We start from the raw sequence: 18,621 nt of genomic DNA on the forward strand, positions 1-18,621 counted from the left end.
GGCTCAGGCCTCCCGTGCCGCCTGCTCCAGGCGGGCGCGGTGGGCTTCCCACCAGGCCGGGTCGGTGTCCGGAGGCCGGGGTTCGACGGCTGCTGGTCCGGACTGCTCGTCCGGACTACTCGTCCGCCGGAGCGGCCGCCGCCGTCTTCTTGGCGGTCGTCTTCTTGGCGACCGTCTTCTTGGCCGTCGCCTTCTTGGCCGTCGTCGTCTTCTTCGCGGCGGCGGCGGCGGTCTTCGTCGCCGTCGCCTTCTTCGCCGGGGCCTTCTTCGCGGGCGCCTTCTTGGCCGTCTTCTTCACCGGACCCTTGGCGCGCTTCTCCGCGAGCAGCTCGTAGCCCCGCTCCGGCGTGATCGTCTCGACGTCGTCGTCCCGCCGCAGCGTCGCGTTCGTCTCGCCGTCCGTCACGTACGGGCCGAACCGGCCGTCCTTGACGACCACCGGCTTCTCGCTCACCGGGTCCGTACCGAGCTCCTTCAGCGGCGGCTTCGCCGCCGCGCGCCCCCGCTGCTTGGGCTGCGCGTAGATCGCGAGCGCCTGCTCCAGGGTGATGGCGAAGAGCTGGTCCTCGGTCTCCAGCGACCGCGAGTCCGTGCCCTTCTTCAGGTACGGGCCGTAGCGGCCGTTCTGCGCGGTGATCTCCGCGCCCTCCGCGTCCACGCCGACGACCCGCGGAAGGGACATCAGACGCAGCGCGTCGTCGAGGGTGACCGTGTCCAGGCTCATCGACTGGAACAGCGAGGCCGTCCGCGGCTTCACCGCGTTCTTGCCCGTCTTGGGCGTGCCCTCGGGCAGGATCTCCGTCACGTACGGCCCGTAGCGACCGTCCTTCGCGACGATTTCGTTCCCGCTGACCGGGTCCTTGCCCAGCGCGAACTCGCCGCTCGGCTTCGCGAAGAGCTCCTCCGCGTACTCGACCGTCAGCTCGTCGGGAGCCAGCTCCTCCGGGACGTCCGCCCGCTGGTGGCCCTCCGCGTCCTTCTCACCGCGCTCCACGTACGGCCCGTAGCGGCCGACCCGCAGCACGATGCCCTCGCCGACGGGGAAGGAGGAGATCTCCCGGGCGTCGATCGCGCCCAGGTCGGTCACCAGCTCCTTCAGGCCGCCGAGCGCGTCACCGTCGGCCGGCACGACCTCGGTCGCGTCCTCCGCGCCGAAGTAGAAGCGCTTGAGCCACGGCACGGACTGGGCCTCGCCCCGCGCGATGCGGTCGAGGTCGTCCTCCATCTTCGCGGTGAAGTCGTAGTCGACGAGCCGGCCGAAGTGCGTCTCCAGCAGGTTGACCACGGCGAACGACAGGAAGGACGGCACGAGCGCCGTGCCCTTCTTGAAGACATAGCCGCGGTCCAGGATCGTGCCGATGATCGACGCGTACGTCGACGGGCGGCCGATCTCGCGCTCTTCCAGCTCCTTGACCAGCGAGGCCTCGGTGTAGCGGGCCGGCGGCTTGGTCGAGTGACCGTCGACCGTGATGTCCTCGGCCGACAGCGCGTCGCCCTCGGCGACCTGCGGGAGGCGCTTCTCACGGTCGTCGAGCTCGGCGTTCGGGTCGTCCGCGCCCTCGACGTAGGCCTTCATGAACCCGTGGAAGGTGATCGTCTTGCCGGACGCGCTGAACTCGGCGTCGCGCCCGTCGGCCGACCGGCCCCCGATCTTCACGGTGACCGAGTTGCCGACCGCGTCCTTCATCTGGGAGGCGACGGTGCGCTTCCAGATGAGCTCGTACAGGCGGAACTGGTCGCCGGTCAGACCGGTCTCGGCCGGGGTGCGGAAACGATCACCCGAAGGACGGATCGCCTCGTGCGCCTCCTGCGCGTTCTTGACCTTGCCCGCGTAGACGCGGGGCTTCTCCGGCAGGTACTCGGCGCCGTAGAGCTGCGTGACCTGCGCCCGCGCCGCCGACACCGCGGTGTCGGAGAGCGTCGTGGAGTCGGTACGCATGTAGGTGATGAAGCCGTTCTCGTACAGCTTCTGCGCCACCTGCATCGTCGCCTTCGCACCGAAGCCGAGCTTGCGCGAGGCCTCCTGCTGGAGCGTCGTCGTACGGAACGGGGCGTACGGGGAGCGGCGGTACGGCTTGGACTCGACCGACCGGACGGCGAAGGAGGTCTCCGCGAGCGCGGCGGCCAGCGCCCGTGCGTTCGCCTCGTCGAGGTGCAGCACCTCGCTCTTGAGCTGCCCGGTCGAACCGAAGTCGCGGCCCTGGGCGACGCGCTTGCCGTCCACCGTGTTCAGGCGGGCGACCAGCGTGGAGGGGTCGGAGGCGTCACCGGCGCGGCCGGTGGCGAAGGTGCCGGTCAGGTCCCAGTACTCGGCCGAGCGGAAGGCGATGCGCTCGCGCTCCTTCTCGACGACCATGCGGGTGGCCACCGACTGGACGCGGCCCGCCGACAGCTTCGGCATGACCTTCTTCCACAGGACCGGCGAGACCTCGTAGCCGTAGAGGCGGTCGAGGATGCGGCGGGTCTCCTGGGCGTCGACCATGCGCTGGTTCAGCTCGCGCGGGTTGGCGACGGCGTCGCGGATCGCGTCCTTGGTGATCTCGTGGAAGACCATCCGGTGGACGGGGACCTTGGGCTTGAGGACTTCCTGCAGGTGCCACGCGATGGCTTCGCCCTCGCGGTCCTCATCGGTGGCGAGGAAGAGTTCGTCGGACTCGGCCAGCAGCTCCTTGAGCTTCCTGACCTGGGCCTTCTTATCCGCGTTGACGACGTAGATCGGCGCGAAGTCGTGTTCGACGTCCACTCCGAGGCGGCGGACCTCACCGGTGTACTTGTCGGGAACCTCGGCCGCGCCACTCGGGAGGTCGCGGATGTGCCCGACGCTCGCCTCGACGACGTATCCGGGGCCGAGATAGCCCTTGATCGTCTTCGCCTTGGCAGGGGACTCGACGATGACGAGTCGGCGGCCGCCCTTTGCGGTCTCGCTAGTCGGGGACAACTTGGCTCTTCTCTCCGGTCGGCACTCGGTCGCGGTACGGCGACGCTGCGGAGTGTGACGGTACAACCCGCCCCCGTGTCAAACGGCAGAAGCCCGCAACGGCCACTCGAACGGTAACCCGACAAGTGCCATTTCTGCCGCCCGGATGCCGCGCCAGGCCCTGCGCACTCACCGGGCAGAGTGGCCGAAGGGCCGTCTGGCCCCGCCCCGGGACCCCGCTTCACGTCGTTCTTTACGATCCTGCGCGCGGTCCGGACGAGCGGAGGAAACCCGGCGCGCCGCGAGACGTGAGCGACATCCGGCCGCCACCTCCCCGGCTGCGCCCCCGGACCCCACCCCGGCCGGAGCGAGGCACCCACCACCAGCGGGCGCCTGCGCAGACGGCTCCGGTGGCCCGCATGCCGCGGACCCGCCGAGCCCCCGTCCCGTGAGCTTCGCCTCAGCGGGCCCGCGACGTCACGGCGGCCCTCACGGCAGCTCTCACGGGGGCTCTCACGGCGGCCCTCACCGCGGCCCTCACCCCGGCCGTTACAGTCGTCCGAGGCACCAGACCCCGAGGGCCAGCGAGACCCCGCCGGCGATCAGCGCCAGCGGTACGGCCACGACGGGGCGCACGCCCTCGGCCACCGGCGCACCACGTGCGGCGCGCGCCCCCGTCCAGGCCAGCAGAGCGGCCCCGAATAGCAGGAACACGACCGCCGCGAAGATCGCCGGACCGTGCTCCATGCCGTTCCCCTCATCCCCCGGGCCGCTCCCGGGATCCCCCCGGATCCCGCTGCCCGGAGGATGTCAGCCGGGGGCGGACAGCAGGCGAACCCGAGGTGACATCCCGGCTCCGCCTCCCGCGGGCACTCCGCCCACGCCGCGCTCTCCGCGTGGCGCGCCTCCCGCGCCCACGACTCCCGCGCCCACCTCGTCTACTCCGCCGCGGCTTCCGCTTCCGCCGCGGTCAGCGGCTCCAGGAATCCCTGCTCCACGAGCATCCGGATCGCCTCGGGCGTCCGGTCCCGCAGGACCACCGGGTCCTCCTCCACCAACTGGGCGATGGCGTCCAGAATCCGCCCCGCGCTCAGTGATCCGTCACACACCCCGGCGAAGCCGGCGCCGACCGTGTCGACCTTGGTGGCACGCCGCATGCCACGGTTCTGCCGGAGCACGACGTGTTCCGGATCCTCCGCTCCGGGCGCGCCGACCTGCTCCTGCACGACCTCCGCGGTCAGCCGGAAGTAGCCGGCGAGCAGGGCCGCGTCGTCGTGGTCGCGCAGGTAGTCCTGGCGGGCGAAGTGCTCCAGGACGGCCTCACCCAGCGGCTGCTCCACCGAGTGCGGCCACTCCTCGACCACGATCGAAGGCTCCGCCGCGTCGCTGCGCCGCAGCGTGATCCAGCCGAAGCCGACCGCCTTGGTCTTGCGGGCCTCGAACTCGTCCAGCCAGTCCTCGTACCGCTGTTCGTACGCGGCGGGGTCGGTGCGGTGGTCCCCGGCGTCGCGCAGCCACAGCTCGGCGTACTGCGTCACGTCCTGCACGTCGCGCTGCACGATCCAGGCGTCGCAGCCGCGCGGCACCCAGGCCCGGACCCGGTCGTGCCAGTCCTCGCCGTCCACGTGCTGCCAGTTGCCCAGGAACTGCGCGAACCCGCCCGGGTTGAGCCGGGCCCCGGCCTCCTGGACCAGCGTCCGGCACAGGTCGTCGCCGCCCATCCCGCCGTCCCGGTACGTCAGCCGGGCTCCGGGGGAGATCACGAAGGGCGGATTCGACACGATCAGGTCGTACGTGGCCTCGCCCACCGGCTCGAACAGCGACCCGGCGAGCAGTTCCGCCTCGGGGGCGCCCGACAGTGCCAGCGTCAACCGGGTGAATTCCAGGGCCCGCGGGTTGACATCGGTCGCCGTGACCCGGGTCGCGTGCTGGGCGGCGTGCAGCGCCTGGATCCCCGATCCGGTGCCGACGTCGAGGGCCGAACCGACCGGCGTGCGGATGGTGATCCCGGCCAGGGTGGTGGAGGCGCCGCCGACCCCGAGGACCACGCCCTCCTCCCGGCTGCCGATGCCGCCGGCCCCGCCGACGGCGCAGCCGAGGTCGGACACGATGAACCAGTCCTCGCCGTCCGGACCGCCGTACGGGCGCACGTCCACGGTGGCGTGCAGCTCATCGCCCTCGCGCCGCAGCCAGCCGTCGGCCAGCGCAGCGTCGACGGGCAGGGCGGCGGCCGCGTGCACGTACGGCACCGGCTGGCGCAGCAGGAACAGCCGGGTCAGGGTCGCGAGCGGCCCGTCGCCGTGGCTCCGCGTGGCGCGCAGGGCGGGGACCGTCTCGCTGCGGGCCAGCGCGGCGTACGCCGGGGCGCCGAGCAGGTCGAGCAGCCCGTCGGCGGTGAAGCCCGCGGCGAGCAACGCGGCGCGGAGCTCGGCCGCGCGGGCCGACGAGGGGAGGTGGGCGGGCAGACCGGGGGGAAGGCTGGTGGTACTCACCCGCCCATTGTGGCCGCTGCCGCCGCCGATGCCCGCGTCACACGGCCTTCGGCGCGGGTGGCCGTCGCCCCCGCGAGCTCCCGGCCGGGGGCGCCGGCCCGGGACGGGCACCGACCGGGCGCAGCTCCGTACGGCCTGCGCCCGGTGGGGGCGCCGCCCTGTCCGCGATCCTGCCGCGGGGTGTGCGCCGGGGCGTGCGCCGGACATGCGCCGGGGCGGCCGGGGTCCCGAAGGATCCCGGCCGCCCCGGTGTGCGCGACGCCGCCGGCAAGCCGGCCGACGGCGCTGGAACTTCTAGGACTTCGCCGGCGACGGAGTCGTCACCTGGCAGCCCTTCTGACCGTTCATCGCCTTGTCCAGCCCGCCCGCCTTGAGCTGGTCGAGGGCTTCCTTGCCACCCTTGGTCGCTTCCTCCAGGCCGCCCGCCACCTCCTTGAGGCCCTCGGCGAACTTGCCCTGGTCCTTGGCGTCGAGGGCGTCCATCTTCGTCTTCAGGGCCGTGTAGCCCGCCGACGTCGATTCGAAGCCCATGACCGCGGCGGCCGAGGTCTTCTCGCCGTCCTTGACGGGCGGAACTCCCGCGTCCGTCAGGGCCGTACCCATCGCCTTGTACGACTGGGACATGGTCCCGAAGGCGGCCGAGTCGGTCGACTGGACCTCCTCGGGCTTGCTGCTCTCGGTCGCCACCCGCTTGATGTCGGCGTTCGCCTGCTCGATCTTCTCGAGCTCGGGCTGCCAGCTGTCGCAGACCTTCTTGGCCCAGGCGTCGGTCTTCTTGTCGCCGTCGTCCCCGCCGCAGCCGGACAGGACGAGCATCAGCACCGCAGCGCCCGATACCGCGGCCGCAAGCTTCTTGTTCACCGGATTGGTCCCTTCGAAGGCTCTCGGCCCGGAAGATACACGTCCACCATCCGGGAAACGCAAAGGCGGACGGACGGCGCGTCAGTCCGCGCCCCCCGTCCGCCGTTCGGGCGTACGGTCAAGTCGACTCGGCTCGAGCCGCGTCGAGTCGGCCCCGGCCGAGTCGAAGCAGGCCGAGCCGAAGCAGGCCGAGCCGAAGCAGGCCGACTCGAAGCAGGTCGACTCGAACCGGGCCGAGTCGAACCGGGCCGACTCGAACCGGGCCGATCCCTCTCAGGAGGAGACGGCCGCCGCCGGGTCGCCCTGCTGGCCCACCCGCTCCGCGGTCGCGCCCTCGTCCGCCCCGTCGTCGCCCACGGCGATGCCGCGGCGCTTGGAGACGTACACCGCGCCGACGATGACGCCGATCGCGAGGACCGCGACGATCGCCCGTACGGTCGGGCTGGCGTCGTCGCCGTAGCTGAACTGCACGATCGCGGGGGCGATCAGCAGCGCCACCAGGTTCATGACCTTGAGCAGCGGGTTGATGGCGGGACCCGCGGTGTCCTTGAACGGGTCGCCGACGGTGTCGCCGATGACGACCGCCTCGTGGGCCGCGCTGCCCTTGCCTCCGTGGTGCCCGTCCTCGACGAGCTTCTTCGCGTTGTCCCACGCGCCACCGGAGTTGGCGAGGAAGACCGCCATCAGGGTGCCGGTGCCGATCGCGCCGGCGAGGAAGGAGCCGAGCGCTCCGACGCCGAGCGTGAACCCGACGGCGATCGGGGTGAGGACGGCGAGCAGGCCGGGCGTGGCGAGTTCGCGCAGCGCGTCCTTCGTGCAGATGTCCACGACGCGCCCGTACTCGGGCTTCTCGGTGTAGTCCATGATCCCGGGGTGCTCCCGGAACTGCCGGCGCACCTCGTAGACCACCGCGCCCGCCGAGCGGGACACGGCGTTGATGGCGAGACCGGAGAACAGGAACACGACGGCCGCGCCCAGGATCAGCCCGACCAGGTTGTTGGGCTGCGCGATGTCCAGGCTGAGGTTCATCTCCCCGTCGACCTTGACGCCGACCTCCTTGACCGCGTTCGCGATGGCGTCGTTGTACGAGCCGAAGAGCGCGGCCGCGGCGAGCACGGCCGTGGCGATGGCGATGCCCTTGGTGATGGCCTTGGTGGTGTTGCCCACCGCGTCCAGGTCGGTCAGCACCTGCGCGCCGGCGCCCTCGACGTCCCCGGACATCTCCGCGATGCCCTGGGCGTTGTCGGAGACCGGACCGAAGGTGTCCATGGCGACGATGACGCCGACGGTGGTGAGCAGACCGGTGCCGGCCAGCGCCACCGCGAAGAGCGCCAGCATGATGGAGGTGCCGCCGAGCAGGAACGCCCCGTACACGCCGAGCCCGATGAGCAGCGCCGTGTAGACGGCGGACTCCAGACCGACCGAGATGCCGGCGAGCACGACCGTGGCGGCGCCCGTCAGGGAGGACTTGCCGATGTCCCGGACGGGGCGGCGGTTGGTTTCGGTGAAGTAGCCGGTGAGCTGCTGGATCAGGGCCGCGAGCACGATGCCGATGGCGACGGCGACCAGCGCCAGGATCCGCGGGTCGCCGGAGTGCCCGGAGATCGCGGCGTCGTCGACGCCGACGAGCTCCTTGTAGGTGCCCGGCAGGTACGCGTAGACGGCGATCGCGACGAGGACCATCGAGATGGCGGCGGAGATGAAGAAGCCGCGGTTGATGGCGGTCATTCCGCTGCGGTCGGTCCGGCGCGGGGAGACCGCGAAGATGCCGATCATCGCGGTGACGACCCCGATGGCGGGGACGATCAGCGGGAAGGCCAGGCCCAGGTCGCCGAAGGCGGCCTTGCCGAGGATGAGGGCCGCCACGAGGGTGACGGCGTACGACTCGAAGAGGTCGGCGGCCATTCCCGCGCAGTCTCCGACGTTGTCGCCCACATTGTCGGCGATGGTCGCGGCATTGCGCGGGTCGTCCTCCGGAATGCCCTGCTCGACCTTGCCGACCAGGTCGGCGCCGACGTCGGCGGCCTTGGTGAAGATGCCGCCTCCGACACGCATGAACATCGCGATGAGCGCGGCGCCGAGGCCGAAGCCCTCCAGGACCTTGGGCGCGTCGGCGGCGTAGACGAGCACGACGCAGGACGCGCCGAGCAGGCCGAGGCCGACGGTGAACATGCCCACCACGCCGCCGGTGCGGAACGCGATCCGCATGGCCTTGTGGGAGACCTCGGTGAGGTCCTTGGCCGGCTCGCCCTCGGCGGGGGTGGCCTCACGGGCGGCGGCGGCGACGCGGACGTTGGCGCGGACCGCGAGCCGCATGCCGATGTAGCCGGTGGCGGCGGAGAAGAGGGCGCCGACGAGGAAGAAGGCGGAACGTCCCGCCCGCTGCGTCCAGTCGTCGGCGGGGAGCAGGAAGAGCAGGAAGAACACGACGACGGCGAAAACGCCGAGCGTGCGGAGCTGCCGGCCGAGGTAGGCGTTGGCGCCTTCCTGGACGGCGGCGGCGATCTCCTTCATGGAGTCGGTTCCCTCGTCGGCGGCGAGGACCTGGCGGACCAGGATCTGCGCGACGACGAGTGCGGCGATGGCCACGGCCGCAATGATGATCACGATGAGCCGATTGTCATCCGTGAGTACTGCGGATGCCAGGTCAGTGGTGCGACCCGGCGCGATAGGGGTGAAGAGCCCCGTCATTCGTCCTCCTTGACGTGATGAGCTCAAGATGTGGACGGATTGTAGGGAGCGCGACCCGATCAAAACAGTACGCGGGAAACGGAATTGGCCCGCACTTGCTCCTCACCAATAGATCTGGTCACTCCATTACCCTCGAAAGCGGTAACGGGGCAAAAGCATTGACGCTTGATCAGCGATCAATAAACCCGGCGGAGAAGGATCACGGAATTGATCTACGCTCACCCGAAAGGCCCTGCTCGACAGGGCATTGAATAAGATCGGAAGATACGTCGGCACCCGCGGCGGAACATCATCGGCGCCCGCTCGAGGCCGCCTTCCACGCCTTACCGGCACCCGCCCGGTCCCCCGCCGCCAGACGGCCGACCTCCGGGAACGCCCCGCGGCAGAGCCCGGCCGGGGCAAGAAACCGACGGGGAAGCGGCAAACCCGCGCGGCGGGACGAGAACCCGCCGGGCACCAGCAGAACCCGCCAGACCACCCCTCCACGCGGGCGCGCGGGCGGCTGCTCCCCGGGCGGCGACACGGCGCGCCCGGGCTGCGGGGCGGCGCGCCCAGGCAGCGGGGCGGCGCGCCCAGGCAGCGGAGCAGCTCACCCGGCCAGCACGAAAAGCCCCCGGCCAGCACGAAAACCCGCCGGGCGCCCGAAGGCGACCCGGCGGGCACGAAGCGTTGGCGCGGCCGACCAGGAGCGGGAAAAGGGCCCGTCAGTGTCCGCAGGGCCCGGCCGTGGCCGCCAGGGCCCGACCGTGGCCCGGCCGTGGCCGGGCAACGGCCGACTACGGCAGCTCGGAGTTCCCCGAGACGGGCCAGCTCATCCGGATGGTCCCGCCGGCCTCGCCGCTGATGACGTCGACGTCGTCGACCAGGCCGCTGATCACGGCAAGGCCCATCTCGTCCTCGCCATCGGCGTCGGGGTCCAGCACGGCGTCGATTCCGGGCACGGCGGCTTCCGGGCCGCCGGCCGGTCCGGGCACTTCGTCGCTGACCTCGATGGAGAACACCTTCTCCTCCTCGGTCAGCACCACCCGGACGGGCGCGGTGAGCCCGTTGCTGCGATGCAGTCCGACGGCACGCGAACAGGCCTCACCCACGGCGAGGCGGACCTCGTCGAGGACGGCTTCCTCCACACCGGCCCGCCGCGCCACGGCGGCCGCGACCAGGCGGGCCGTCCGGACGTGTTCGGGCTGGGCGCTGAAGCGCAGTTCAACGGTGGCCATGCGCGTCCCCCTCGGACTACGGGCGTGCCTTACAGGGGCCCGGACCGCTCATGGCCCGGTACCCCCCGCTCCATCATCGGCCGTTTCGCCGCCGAGCGCCGTCAGTCGGTGGCGTTGACGGCGTCTTCCACCGAGGTGTGGATCGGAAACACCTTGGTCAGGCCGGTGATGCGGAAGATCTTCAGGATGCGCTCCTGGTTGCAGACCAGACGCAGCGAGCCCTCGTGCGCGCGGACGCGCTTGAGGCCTCCCACGAGCACACCAAGCCCGGTGGAGTCGAGGAAGTCCACTCGCTCCATGTCGACAACCAGGTGGTAGCTGCCGTCGTTCACCAACTCGACCAACTGCTCGCGCAGCTTGGGCGCGGTATACACATCAATCTCGCCACCGACCTCCACGACCGTACGGTCGCCGACAGTGCGAGTCGACAGGGACAGGTCCACGGATCCTCCAGCACCTTGCTATCGAGCGGCGCCCCCCAGGGGCCTCCCCACCCGGAGGTGGAAGAGGGATTGGCTGCCGCGATGGCATTCAATCACTTACCGGCAGGCGCGCACGACGCCTTCGGTCCATTGTCCCGCACGCCGGTGACACACTCGGTTCCAATGGCCAACACTCACCGTCCCGGTCCGCCCACGGCACCCGAGGACATCAGACCCACCCCCGGCACGGTCCTGGACCGGCTGTCACGGGGGCCTTCCCGGGCTGCGCGCATCACCCATACGGAGCACTTGCCCCCTCGGGAGGGTCGTCATGCGGTCTGGCCCGATCGCATCCGAACGGATGTCGAAGCCGCGATTCAGGCCGCCGGAATCGACCATCCGTGGGAACACCAGGCCGCTGCCGCCGAGCACGCCCTCGACGGGGAGTCCGTGGTCGTGGCGACGGGCACCGCCTCGGGCAAGTCGCTGGCCTACCTCGCGCCGGTGCTCTCGGCCCTCGCCGAAGGCGCCGAGGCGCCCAACGGCAGGGGCGCGACCGCCCTGTACCTGGCCCCGACCAAGGCCCTGGCCGCCGACCAGCGCCGCGCCGTACGGGAACTGGCCGCTCCCCTCGGCAACGCCGTCCGGCCCGCGGTTTACGACGGGGACACCCCCCTCGAGGAACGCGAGTGGGTGCGCCAGTACGCCAACTACGTCCTGACCAACCCCGACATGCTGCACCGCGGGATCCTCCCGGCCCACCCCCGCTGGGCCTCCTTCCTGCGGGCCCTGCGCTACGTGGTCATCGACGAGTGCCACACCTACCGGGGCGTCTTCGGCTCCCACGTCGCCCAGGTGCTGCGGCGGCTGCGCCGGCTGTGCGCCCGCTACGGCTCCGATCCCGTGTTCCTGCTGGCCTCCGCCACCGCGAGCGACCCGGCGACCGCCGCGTCCCGGCTGACGGGGCTGCCGGTGGTGGAGGTGTCCGACGACGCCTCCCCGCGCGGCGAGGTCGTCTTCGCCCTGTGGGAGCCGCCCCTGACCGACCTCAAGGGCGAGCGGGGCGCACCCGTACGCCGCACGGCCACCGCCGAGACAGCCGACCTCCTCACCGACCTGGTCGTCCAGGGCGTCCGTACGGTCGCCTTCGTCCGCTCCCGGCGCGGCGCGGAGCTGATCGCGGTGATCGCCCAGGAGAAGCTCGCCGCCGTGGACCGCTCGCTGCCCCGGCGGGTCGCGGCCTACCGCGGCGGCTACCTGCCCGAGGAGCGCCGGGCCCTGGAGCGCGCCCTGCACTCCGGCGAGCTGCTCGGCCTGGCCGCGACGACCGCCCTGGAGCTGGGCGTGGACGTCTCCGGGCTGGACGCCGTCCTGATCACCGGCTACCCGGGCACGCGGGCCTCCCTGTGGCAGCAGGCCGGCCGGGCCGGGCGCTCGGGCCGGGGCGCACTGGCCGTCCTGGTCGCCCGCGACGACCCGCTGGACACCTACCTGGTCCACCACCCCGAGGCCCTGTTCCGCCAGCCGGTGGAGGCCACGGTCCTGGACCCCGACAACCCGTACGTCCTGGCCCCGCACCTGTGCGCGGCGGCCGCCGAGCTGCCGCTGACGGAGCCCGACCTCGACCTCTTCGGGCCGGCGGCGCGCGAGCTCCTGCCCCAGCTCGAAGCGGCGAAGCTGCTGCGCCGCCGGGCCACGGCCTGGCACTGGACCCGCCGGGAACGGGCCTCGGACCTCACCGACATCCGGGGCGGCGGCGGACGCCCGGTCCAGATCGTCGAGGCCGCCACGGGCCGCCTGCTGGGCACGGTCGACGAGGAGGCCTCCCACACCGCCGTCCACGACGGGGCGGTCCACCTCCACCAGGGCCGCACGTACCTGGTGAAGCACCTGGACCTGGAGGATTCCGTCGCGCTGGTCGAGGAGGCGAACCCGCCGTTCTCCACGACGGCCCGCGACACGACCGCCATCTCCGTCCTGGAGACCGAGACGGAGATCCCCTGGGGCCGGGGCCGGCTCTGCTTCGGCTCGGTGGAGGTCACCAACCAGGTGGTCTCCTACCTGCGCCGCAAGCTGATCACCGGCGAGGTGCTCGGCGAAGCCAAGCTGGACCTGCCGCCCCGCACCCTGCGCACGCGGGCCGTGTGGTGGACGGTGACCGAGGACCAGCTCGACGAGGCCCGGATCAACCCGGAGATCCTCGGCGGCGCCCTGCACGCCGCCGAGCACGCCTCCATCGGGCTGCTCCCGCTCTTCGCCACCTGCGACCGCTGGGACATCGGCGGGGTCTCCGTCCCGCTGCATCCCGACACCCTCCTCCCGACGGTCTTCGTCTACGACGGCCACCCGGGCGGAGCCGGCTTCGCGGAGCGCGCCTTCCACACGGCCCGTGCCTGGCTGACCGCGACCCGTGACGCGATCGCCGCCTGCGAGTGCGAGGCCGGCTGCCCCTCGTGCATCCAGTCCCCCAAGTGCGGCAACGGCAACGACCCCCTGCACAAGCGCGGCGCCGTCCGCCTCCTGACCCACCTCCTCTCGGAATCCCCGCCCCCCGTCCCGCCGGCGACCCCCTGAGCCCCGGCGTGCCGCCCGCGGGCACCTCAGGCCTCACGGACCGGTCGACGATTGGCTGAATATCGCCCCTGCGGCCCCCGAACCGACCCAGCCGGCCCGAACCCGCGCCCCACCCCCGTACGGGGCCCGCACGACCCCCACGGCCGCGGATCCGGAGGGGCCCGGCCCCATGCCGGCCCCGGGTCCCGGCGGCGGCTCCGGGCCCTGCGCAGGCCCTCACCGGGGCGCCTCGGGCAGTGGCGGGCCCGCGCGGGAGCGCAGCCCGGGTGCGAAGGGGCCCGTCGGGGCGCGGGCGGTGACGTCCGCGACCTCGCCCGTCACCACGCACGCGGTGACCTGCGCGCCCTGAGCCACCGCCACCCGCAGCGCCGCGGCACAGGCGGCCTCCGGTCCGTGGGCCCAGCTCGCCGCCGCGGCCAGGGCGGCCAGGTCGGCGGCGGCCGCGGCCCGGTGCCGCGAGACCACCGCCTGCCCGAGCAGGAGCACCCCGCCGAACACCGCCATCAGCACGGTCACCACCACGACTCCCCACACGGTGGCCGACCCCCGGTCCCGCGCATCCGCACGGACCCCGGTCACGGCGGCGGCCCCACGGTGTCCTCGGCCAGGGCCGCGGCCCGGGCGGTGAGCCGCACCGGCAGCGCGGCCGGGCCGGGGGCGGGAGCCGAGACGCTGACCCGCCACAGGTCACCCGTCCGCGAGAGCTCAACCCGGGCCCCGGGCGGGGCGGCCGCCACGGCCGCCGCCACCGCCGTGTCCGCCGGCTCCGACCGGGCCGCCGCCCGGGCACCGGCCCGCGCGGCGTCCACGCACCGGATCTGTGCGGAGGCCGCCATCAGCGCCCACACCAGCAGCGCCGCGAACAGCACCAGCGCCGGAATCACCAGGGCCGTCTCCGCCGTCACGAATCCGTGGTCAGAACGGCGCATCGAGTGCCTTCCCGATGGTCGACTGGAGTGCCGTCGAGACCAGTTCACTCGTCACCACCTTGTACAGAACGGCCGCGAACGCACACGCCGCGATCGTGCCCATGGCGTATTCGGACGTGGACATTCCCGCGTCACCCGCACGCCGCCTCAGTCCCGCCAGTCCCGTGCGTACCGCCCGCATCCGAAACCAGTTGATCGACATGACAACCTCCCGTTGATTCAGCTTTTTGACGTGAACTCAGATGGTCATTTCAGGTGGCGAATGCAGCCGGCCAATCGGTCCGGCCAATCGGTCCGGCCTTTGGGTCCGGCCTTTGGGTCCGGCCAATCACCCGCTTTTCGCCCGGCCATTCGCCTGGCCGTTCACCTGGCCGTCCAGGTGGCTGTCCAGGTGGTCGTCCAGGTGGCCGTTCCGCCGTGCGCCCGGCCGCTCAGGCACCTCTCCCCTCCGCCCTCAACTCCCGCCGAGGAGACCGGAGGCCATGCCGATCACCACCGGCGCCACTCCCAGCGCGAGGAAGGCGGGGAGGAAGCACAGGCCCACCGGCGCCGTGACGAGGACCGCCGCCCGCTGCGCCCGGGCCCCCGCCCGGCGCGCCCGGTCCGCCCGGAGCGCCGACGCGAGCCGGGAGACGGGTTCCGCGGCGGGCGCACCCGTACGCGCGGAGCGTTCCAGGCACTCGGCCAGGGCGCGGGCTCCCGGTATCTCCGCCAACCTCCCCCACGCGGCGCCGGGTTCCCCGCCGAGCCGCAGCTCCGCCCCGGCCACCGCCAGGCGGTCGCCCACCGGGCCGCCCAGCGACTCCCCCACCGCCTCGGCGGCGTCCACCGGTCCGGCTCCGGCCGTCAGGCATGCGGCCAACAGGTCGGCGGCGAAGGGGAGCTGGCGCTCCACCTCCCCGGGGTCCACCCCCGCGGCCGGCCGTCGCCGCGCGAGCCACCTGCGGACCGCGAACCCCGCCGCGCAGCCGGCCGCCACGCCCGCGAGCCCGCCGATCAGCACCCAGGCCACCGCCAGCGCCCCGGCCGCCCCGGCCCAGGCCGCCGATGCCGCGCGCAGCCGGGGCCCGGGGAGCGGCCGCCTGCGCGCCGCCTCCACCGCGAGCAGGCGGGTGAGCCGGCGCCGGGCCGCCCGCGCCCTGATGCGGGCGGCCACCACCGACCCCGCGGTCAGTACCGCCGCCGCGAGGCACAGGGCCGTCCCCAGCCTGTGGACGGCGAGGCCGTCCATCACCGCTCCCCCGTCCGTACGATCCGCCCGCACCACAGCAGCCCCACGGTTTCCAGCGCCGCGCCCGTGAGCAGGCAGCCCCACCCCACCGGCGTGTGCAGGAGCACCCGCAGCGGATCGGCCCCCAGCCCGGTACCGATCAGCAGGCCGACTCCCGGCAGCAGGGCCAGGACCGCCGTCGTCGATCTCGCTCCTGTGAGCTGGGCGCGCAGTGATTCCTCCCGGTCCCGCTCGGCCCGCAGGGCTCCCTCCAGCCGGTCCAGTCCGGCGGCCAGCCCGGCGCCCCCGTCCACCGAGACCCGCCAGCAGGCCGCCATCGCCGCCAGCCCCTCGGCTCCGGGCTCCCGAGCCGCCTGCCGCAGTGCCGCGGGAACGTCCCCGCCGAAGGCCGCGGCCGCCAGGAGCCCGGTCTCCGCGGCTCCCGGCCCGCCGGGGCCCGACACGGTGCGGCGCATCGCCTCGGTCAGTGCCCGGCCCGGCTGCGCACCGGCCCGCAGCTCGCCCACCACCGCGCCGCACAGGGCCACCACCTCGGCGGCGCGCGCCGTCCGGGCGCGCTCCCGCTGCCGGGCGCGGAGCCGGCGGCGCACCAGCGGCACCGCCGCCGCCCCCACGAGCAGCGGGATCACCGACCGGCCGAGCAGCGCGAGCGCCAGACCCGCCCCGAGGCAGGCCCACTCCGGGCCGCGCGCCGCCCGGACCCGGACCGCGGCCAGCAGCCGCTCCCAGGGCGCCGGAGCCACCGGTACCGGCGGCCCGGCCGCGGTGAGCACCGCCCTGGCGCGACGGGCCGGGCCGTCTGCCCCGGCCAGCGCCCGGGCCGCCACCGCGGCGCACAGCACGCCGGCGACCGCAGCCGGCGCCGCCACCGCCCCGGCGCTCACCGGGCACCCGCCAGCAGCGGGCGCAGCCGCTCCCAGCCCCGGTCCCGTACGAACCCGCGGGCGCCCCAGCGCAGCGCCGGCACGGTGACCACGAGCCCGGCCGGGTCCCGCTCCAGGACGTGCACCTCGGCGACCCGGCGCCGGCCGGCCCGGTCCCGTACGAGGTGGACCACCAGGGTCAGTGCGGCCGCCAACTGGCTGTGCAGGGCGGCCCGGTCGAGCCCGGCGGCCGTCCCGAGGGCCTCCAGGCGGGCCGGCACATGGGCGGCGGCATTCGCGTGGACCGTGCCGCAGCCTCCCTCGTGACCCGTGTTGAGGGCGGCCAGCAGGTCGGCTACCTCGGCGCCCCGGACTTCGCCGACGACAAGGCGGTCCGGCCTCATCCGCAGCGCCTGGCGGACCAGGTCGGCGAGGGTGACCTGGCCGGCGCCCTCCTGGTTGGCCGGCCGGGTCTCCAGCCGCACCACGTGCGGATGGTCGGGCCGTAGCTCGGCCGAGTCCTCGGCGAGCACGATCCGCTCCCCGGGCCCGACGAGCCCGAGCAGGGCGCTGAGCAGGGTGGTCTTACCGGTGCCCGTGCCGCCCGAGATCATGAAGGACAGCCGGGCCCGCACCATGTCCCGCAGCAGCCGTTGCCCGCCGGGCGGCAGCGTTCCCGCCGCGACCAGCTCCTCCAGGGTGAAGGCGCGTGGCCGGACCACCCGCAGGGACAGGCACGCCGATCCGACGGCCACCGGCGGCAGTACGGCGTGCAGCCGGGTGCCGTCGGGCATGCGGGCGTCCACCCAGGGCCGGGCGTCGTCGAGGCGGCGCCCGGCGACGGCGGCGAGCCGCTGGGCGAGCCTGCGCACGGCGGCGGCGTCGGCGAAGGTCACCCCGGTCAGCTCCAGGCCGCCGCCGCGGTCCACCCACACCCGGTCGGGGGCCGCGACGAGGACGTCGGTGACCTCGGGGTCGGCGAGCAGCGCCTCCAGCGGGCCCGCGCCGACCAGTTCGGACCTCAGCTCGGCGGCGACACCGAGCACTTCCGCGTCGCCCAGCAGCCGGCCCTGCGCCCGCAGGGCCGCCGCGACCCGTGCCGGGGTGGGATCCGCCCCGCTCTCGGCGAGCCGCTGGCGCACCGCGTCGAGGAGGACGGCGCTCATGCCGACACCCCCTGGGCGGCGCCGAGCGCGCGCTGCCAGAAGCCGTCGCAGAAGCGGGCGAGGGCGCCCCGCCCGTGCGACCCCGGGGGCTCGCCCTCGGCGACCCTGCCCGGGAGCCCCACCTCGACCGGCACCTCGCCGGCCAGCGGCACCCCCAGCAGTCCGGCGACGGCCTCCGCGTCGAGCCCGCCGGGGGCGGGGCCCCGTACGACCACGCGGACGTCCCGGGCCACCATGCGGACTCCGGCGGCCACCCGGCCGGCCGCGGCCACCGCCCGCAGCTCGCCCCGGACCACCATCAGCACCAGGTCCAGCTGCGCGAGCACTTCGGCGACGGCTTCGTCGACCCGGCGCGGCAGGTCGACCACGACGACCCCGCCCCGGCGCCGCGCGGCGGCCACCACCGAGCGCATCGCGGCGGGCGGCACCACCACGCGGTCCCCTCGGTCCCAGCTGAGCACCCGCAGGGCGTGCAGCTCGGGCAGGGACTCGGCCAGTGCTCCGGCGCCGACGCGGCCGCGCGAGGCGGCGAAGTCGGGCCAGCGCAGTCCTTCGGCGGCTTCCCCTCCGAGGAGGACGTCCATGCCGCCGCCGAGGGGGTCGCCGTCGATGAGGATGGTCCGCTCCCCGGCGCGGGCGGCCCGCAGGGCCAGGGCGCAGGCGAGGGTGGAGGCTCCGGCCCCGCCGCTGCCCCCGATCACCCCGACGGTGAGGGCGGGCCGCCCGGCCCCCTCCACCACATCGGCGATCCGGTCGACGAGCAGGCCCTCGGCGTCGGGGAGGGTCAGCACCTCCTCGGCGCCGATCTCCACCGCCCGCTGCCACACGTGGGGATCGTCGAGGTCCCGGCCGACGAGGAAGACCCCGGGCCGCCGGGGCGCACCGCGCACCCGGCGGGCGGCATCGTCGCCGACGAGGACGAGCGGCGCCGTCTCCCAGCCGACACCCGCGACACCCGCGACGCCCGCTCCGCCGGAGACCCCCGCGACGCCCGCTGCCCCCGCGGCCTCCGCGGCCCCCGAGATCCCGGCGGCTCCCCCGCCCCTCCCGTCCCCCCGCGCGTCGCCGCCCTCACGGCCGGCTCCGCTTTGCTCGGGCACCGCGTGGTGCACATGGGGTTCGGCCCCCGCGGCGGCGCACAGCCGCAGCAGGTCGTCGAGCAGCAGGGGGTCCTCGGTGATGATCAGCGGCCGTCCACCGGCGGCCACAGGCCCGCCGGCCCGGGGATTCGGCCCGCCCCCGCCGTCCACCACCAGAT

The 18,621-nt window shown here is 73.9% G+C and carries 15 protein-coding genes; 1 reads left to right on the forward strand and 14 read right to left on the reverse strand.

Going from position 1 to position 18,621, the window contains the following annotated elements; genetic code table 11:
* Nucleotides 1–115: 115 nt before the first annotated feature.
* The 7 genes from topA to bldG form a co-directional block, all read right to left on the reverse strand.
* Nucleotides 116–2,938 carry a type I DNA topoisomerase gene (gene topA / locus ACWCP2_RS29590; protein WP_450911620.1) on the reverse strand — a complete coding sequence of 941 codons (2,823 nt, stop codon included), beginning with the start codon at nucleotides 2,936–2,938 and terminating at the stop codon, nucleotides 116–118.
* A 528-nt stretch (nucleotides 2,939–3,466) separates the two neighbouring features.
* Nucleotides 3,467–3,664, reverse strand: coding sequence for a hypothetical protein (locus ACWCP2_RS29595; protein WP_450911621.1), 198 nt, complete (start codon nucleotides 3,662–3,664; stop codon nucleotides 3,467–3,469).
* Nucleotides 3,665–3,855: 191 nt separating this feature from the next.
* Nucleotides 3,856–5,409, reverse strand: coding sequence for a DUF7059 domain-containing protein (locus ACWCP2_RS29600; protein ID WP_450911622.1), 1,554 nt, complete (start codon nucleotides 5,407–5,409; stop codon nucleotides 3,856–3,858).
* Nucleotides 5,410–5,703: 294 nt separating this feature from the next.
* Nucleotides 5,704–6,270 (reverse strand): small secreted protein, encoded by a 567-nt coding sequence (locus tag ACWCP2_RS29605; RefSeq protein WP_450911623.1) that lies wholly within the window; start codon nucleotides 6,268–6,270, stop codon nucleotides 5,704–5,706.
* Nucleotides 6,271–6,543: 273 nt separating this feature from the next.
* Entirely contained in the window at nucleotides 6,544–8,961 is a 2,418-nt protein-coding gene (locus tag ACWCP2_RS29610; protein WP_450911624.1) for a sodium-translocating pyrophosphatase, read from the reverse strand.
* 776 nt (nucleotides 8,962–9,737) lie between these two features.
* Nucleotides 9,738–10,178: an ATP-binding protein gene (locus ACWCP2_RS29615; RefSeq protein WP_450911625.1), complete on the reverse strand. Its 441-nt coding sequence runs from the start codon at nucleotides 10,176–10,178 to the stop codon at nucleotides 9,738–9,740.
* Between the two features lie 101 nt (nucleotides 10,179–10,279).
* Nucleotides 10,280–10,621: an anti-sigma factor antagonist BldG gene (gene bldG, locus ACWCP2_RS29620; protein WP_069920854.1), complete on the reverse strand. Its 342-nt coding sequence runs from the start codon at nucleotides 10,619–10,621 to the stop codon at nucleotides 10,280–10,282.
* 81 nt (nucleotides 10,622–10,702) lie between these two features.
* Here bldG and ACWCP2_RS29625 point away from each other — a divergent pair, with 81 nt between their 5' ends.
* The gene (locus ACWCP2_RS29625; RefSeq protein WP_450911626.1) at nucleotides 10,703–13,174 is read left to right on the forward strand and encodes a DEAD/DEAH box helicase; all 2,472 of its coding nucleotides are present in this window, start codon (nucleotides 10,703–10,705) and stop codon (nucleotides 13,172–13,174) included.
* Nucleotides 13,175–13,390: 216 nt separating this feature from the next.
* Here ACWCP2_RS29625 and ACWCP2_RS29630 read toward each other — a convergent pair whose 3' ends face one another.
* From ACWCP2_RS29630 to ssd, 7 genes are all read right to left on the reverse strand, one after another.
* Nucleotides 13,391–13,690, reverse strand: a complete 300-nt coding sequence (locus ACWCP2_RS29630) for an Rv3654c family TadE-like protein (RefSeq protein ID WP_450911627.1) — start codon at nucleotides 13,688–13,690, stop codon at nucleotides 13,391–13,393.
* Between the two features lie 59 nt (nucleotides 13,691–13,749).
* Entirely contained in the window at nucleotides 13,750–14,103 is a 354-nt protein-coding gene (locus ACWCP2_RS29635) for a TadE family type IV pilus minor pilin (protein WP_450911628.1), read from the reverse strand.
* On the reverse strand, nucleotides 14,090–14,305 hold the full coding sequence (locus ACWCP2_RS29640; RefSeq protein ID WP_450911629.1) for a DUF4244 domain-containing protein: 216 nt from the start codon (nucleotides 14,303–14,305) through the stop codon (nucleotides 14,090–14,092). The genes ACWCP2_RS29635 and ACWCP2_RS29640 overlap by 14 nt, the downstream gene beginning before the upstream one ends.
* A gap of 252 nt (nucleotides 14,306–14,557) precedes the next feature.
* Complete coding sequence (locus ACWCP2_RS29645; RefSeq protein ID WP_450911630.1) at nucleotides 14,558–15,334, reverse strand: type II secretion system F family protein; 777 nt, start codon at nucleotides 15,332–15,334, stop codon at nucleotides 14,558–14,560.
* Nucleotides 15,334–16,218, reverse strand: coding sequence for a type II secretion system F family protein (locus ACWCP2_RS29650; protein ID WP_450911631.1), 885 nt, complete (start codon nucleotides 16,216–16,218; stop codon nucleotides 15,334–15,336). Before ACWCP2_RS29650 ends, ACWCP2_RS29645 begins: the two co-directional genes overlap by 1 nt.
* Nucleotides 16,215–17,363 (reverse strand): TadA family conjugal transfer-associated ATPase, encoded by a 1,149-nt coding sequence (locus ACWCP2_RS29655; RefSeq protein ID WP_450911632.1) that lies wholly within the window; start codon nucleotides 17,361–17,363, stop codon nucleotides 16,215–16,217. Before ACWCP2_RS29655 ends, ACWCP2_RS29650 begins: the two co-directional genes overlap by 4 nt.
* A complete protein-coding gene (ssd, locus tag ACWCP2_RS29660) occupies nucleotides 17,360–18,613 on the reverse strand; it encodes a septum site-determining protein Ssd (protein WP_450911668.1) in 1,254 nt (417 codons plus the stop codon). The genes ACWCP2_RS29655 and ssd overlap by 4 nt, the downstream gene beginning before the upstream one ends.
* Nucleotides 18,614–18,621: the final 8 nt, after the last annotated feature.

This window comes from Streptomyces sp. NPDC002104 (assembly GCF_053593795.1).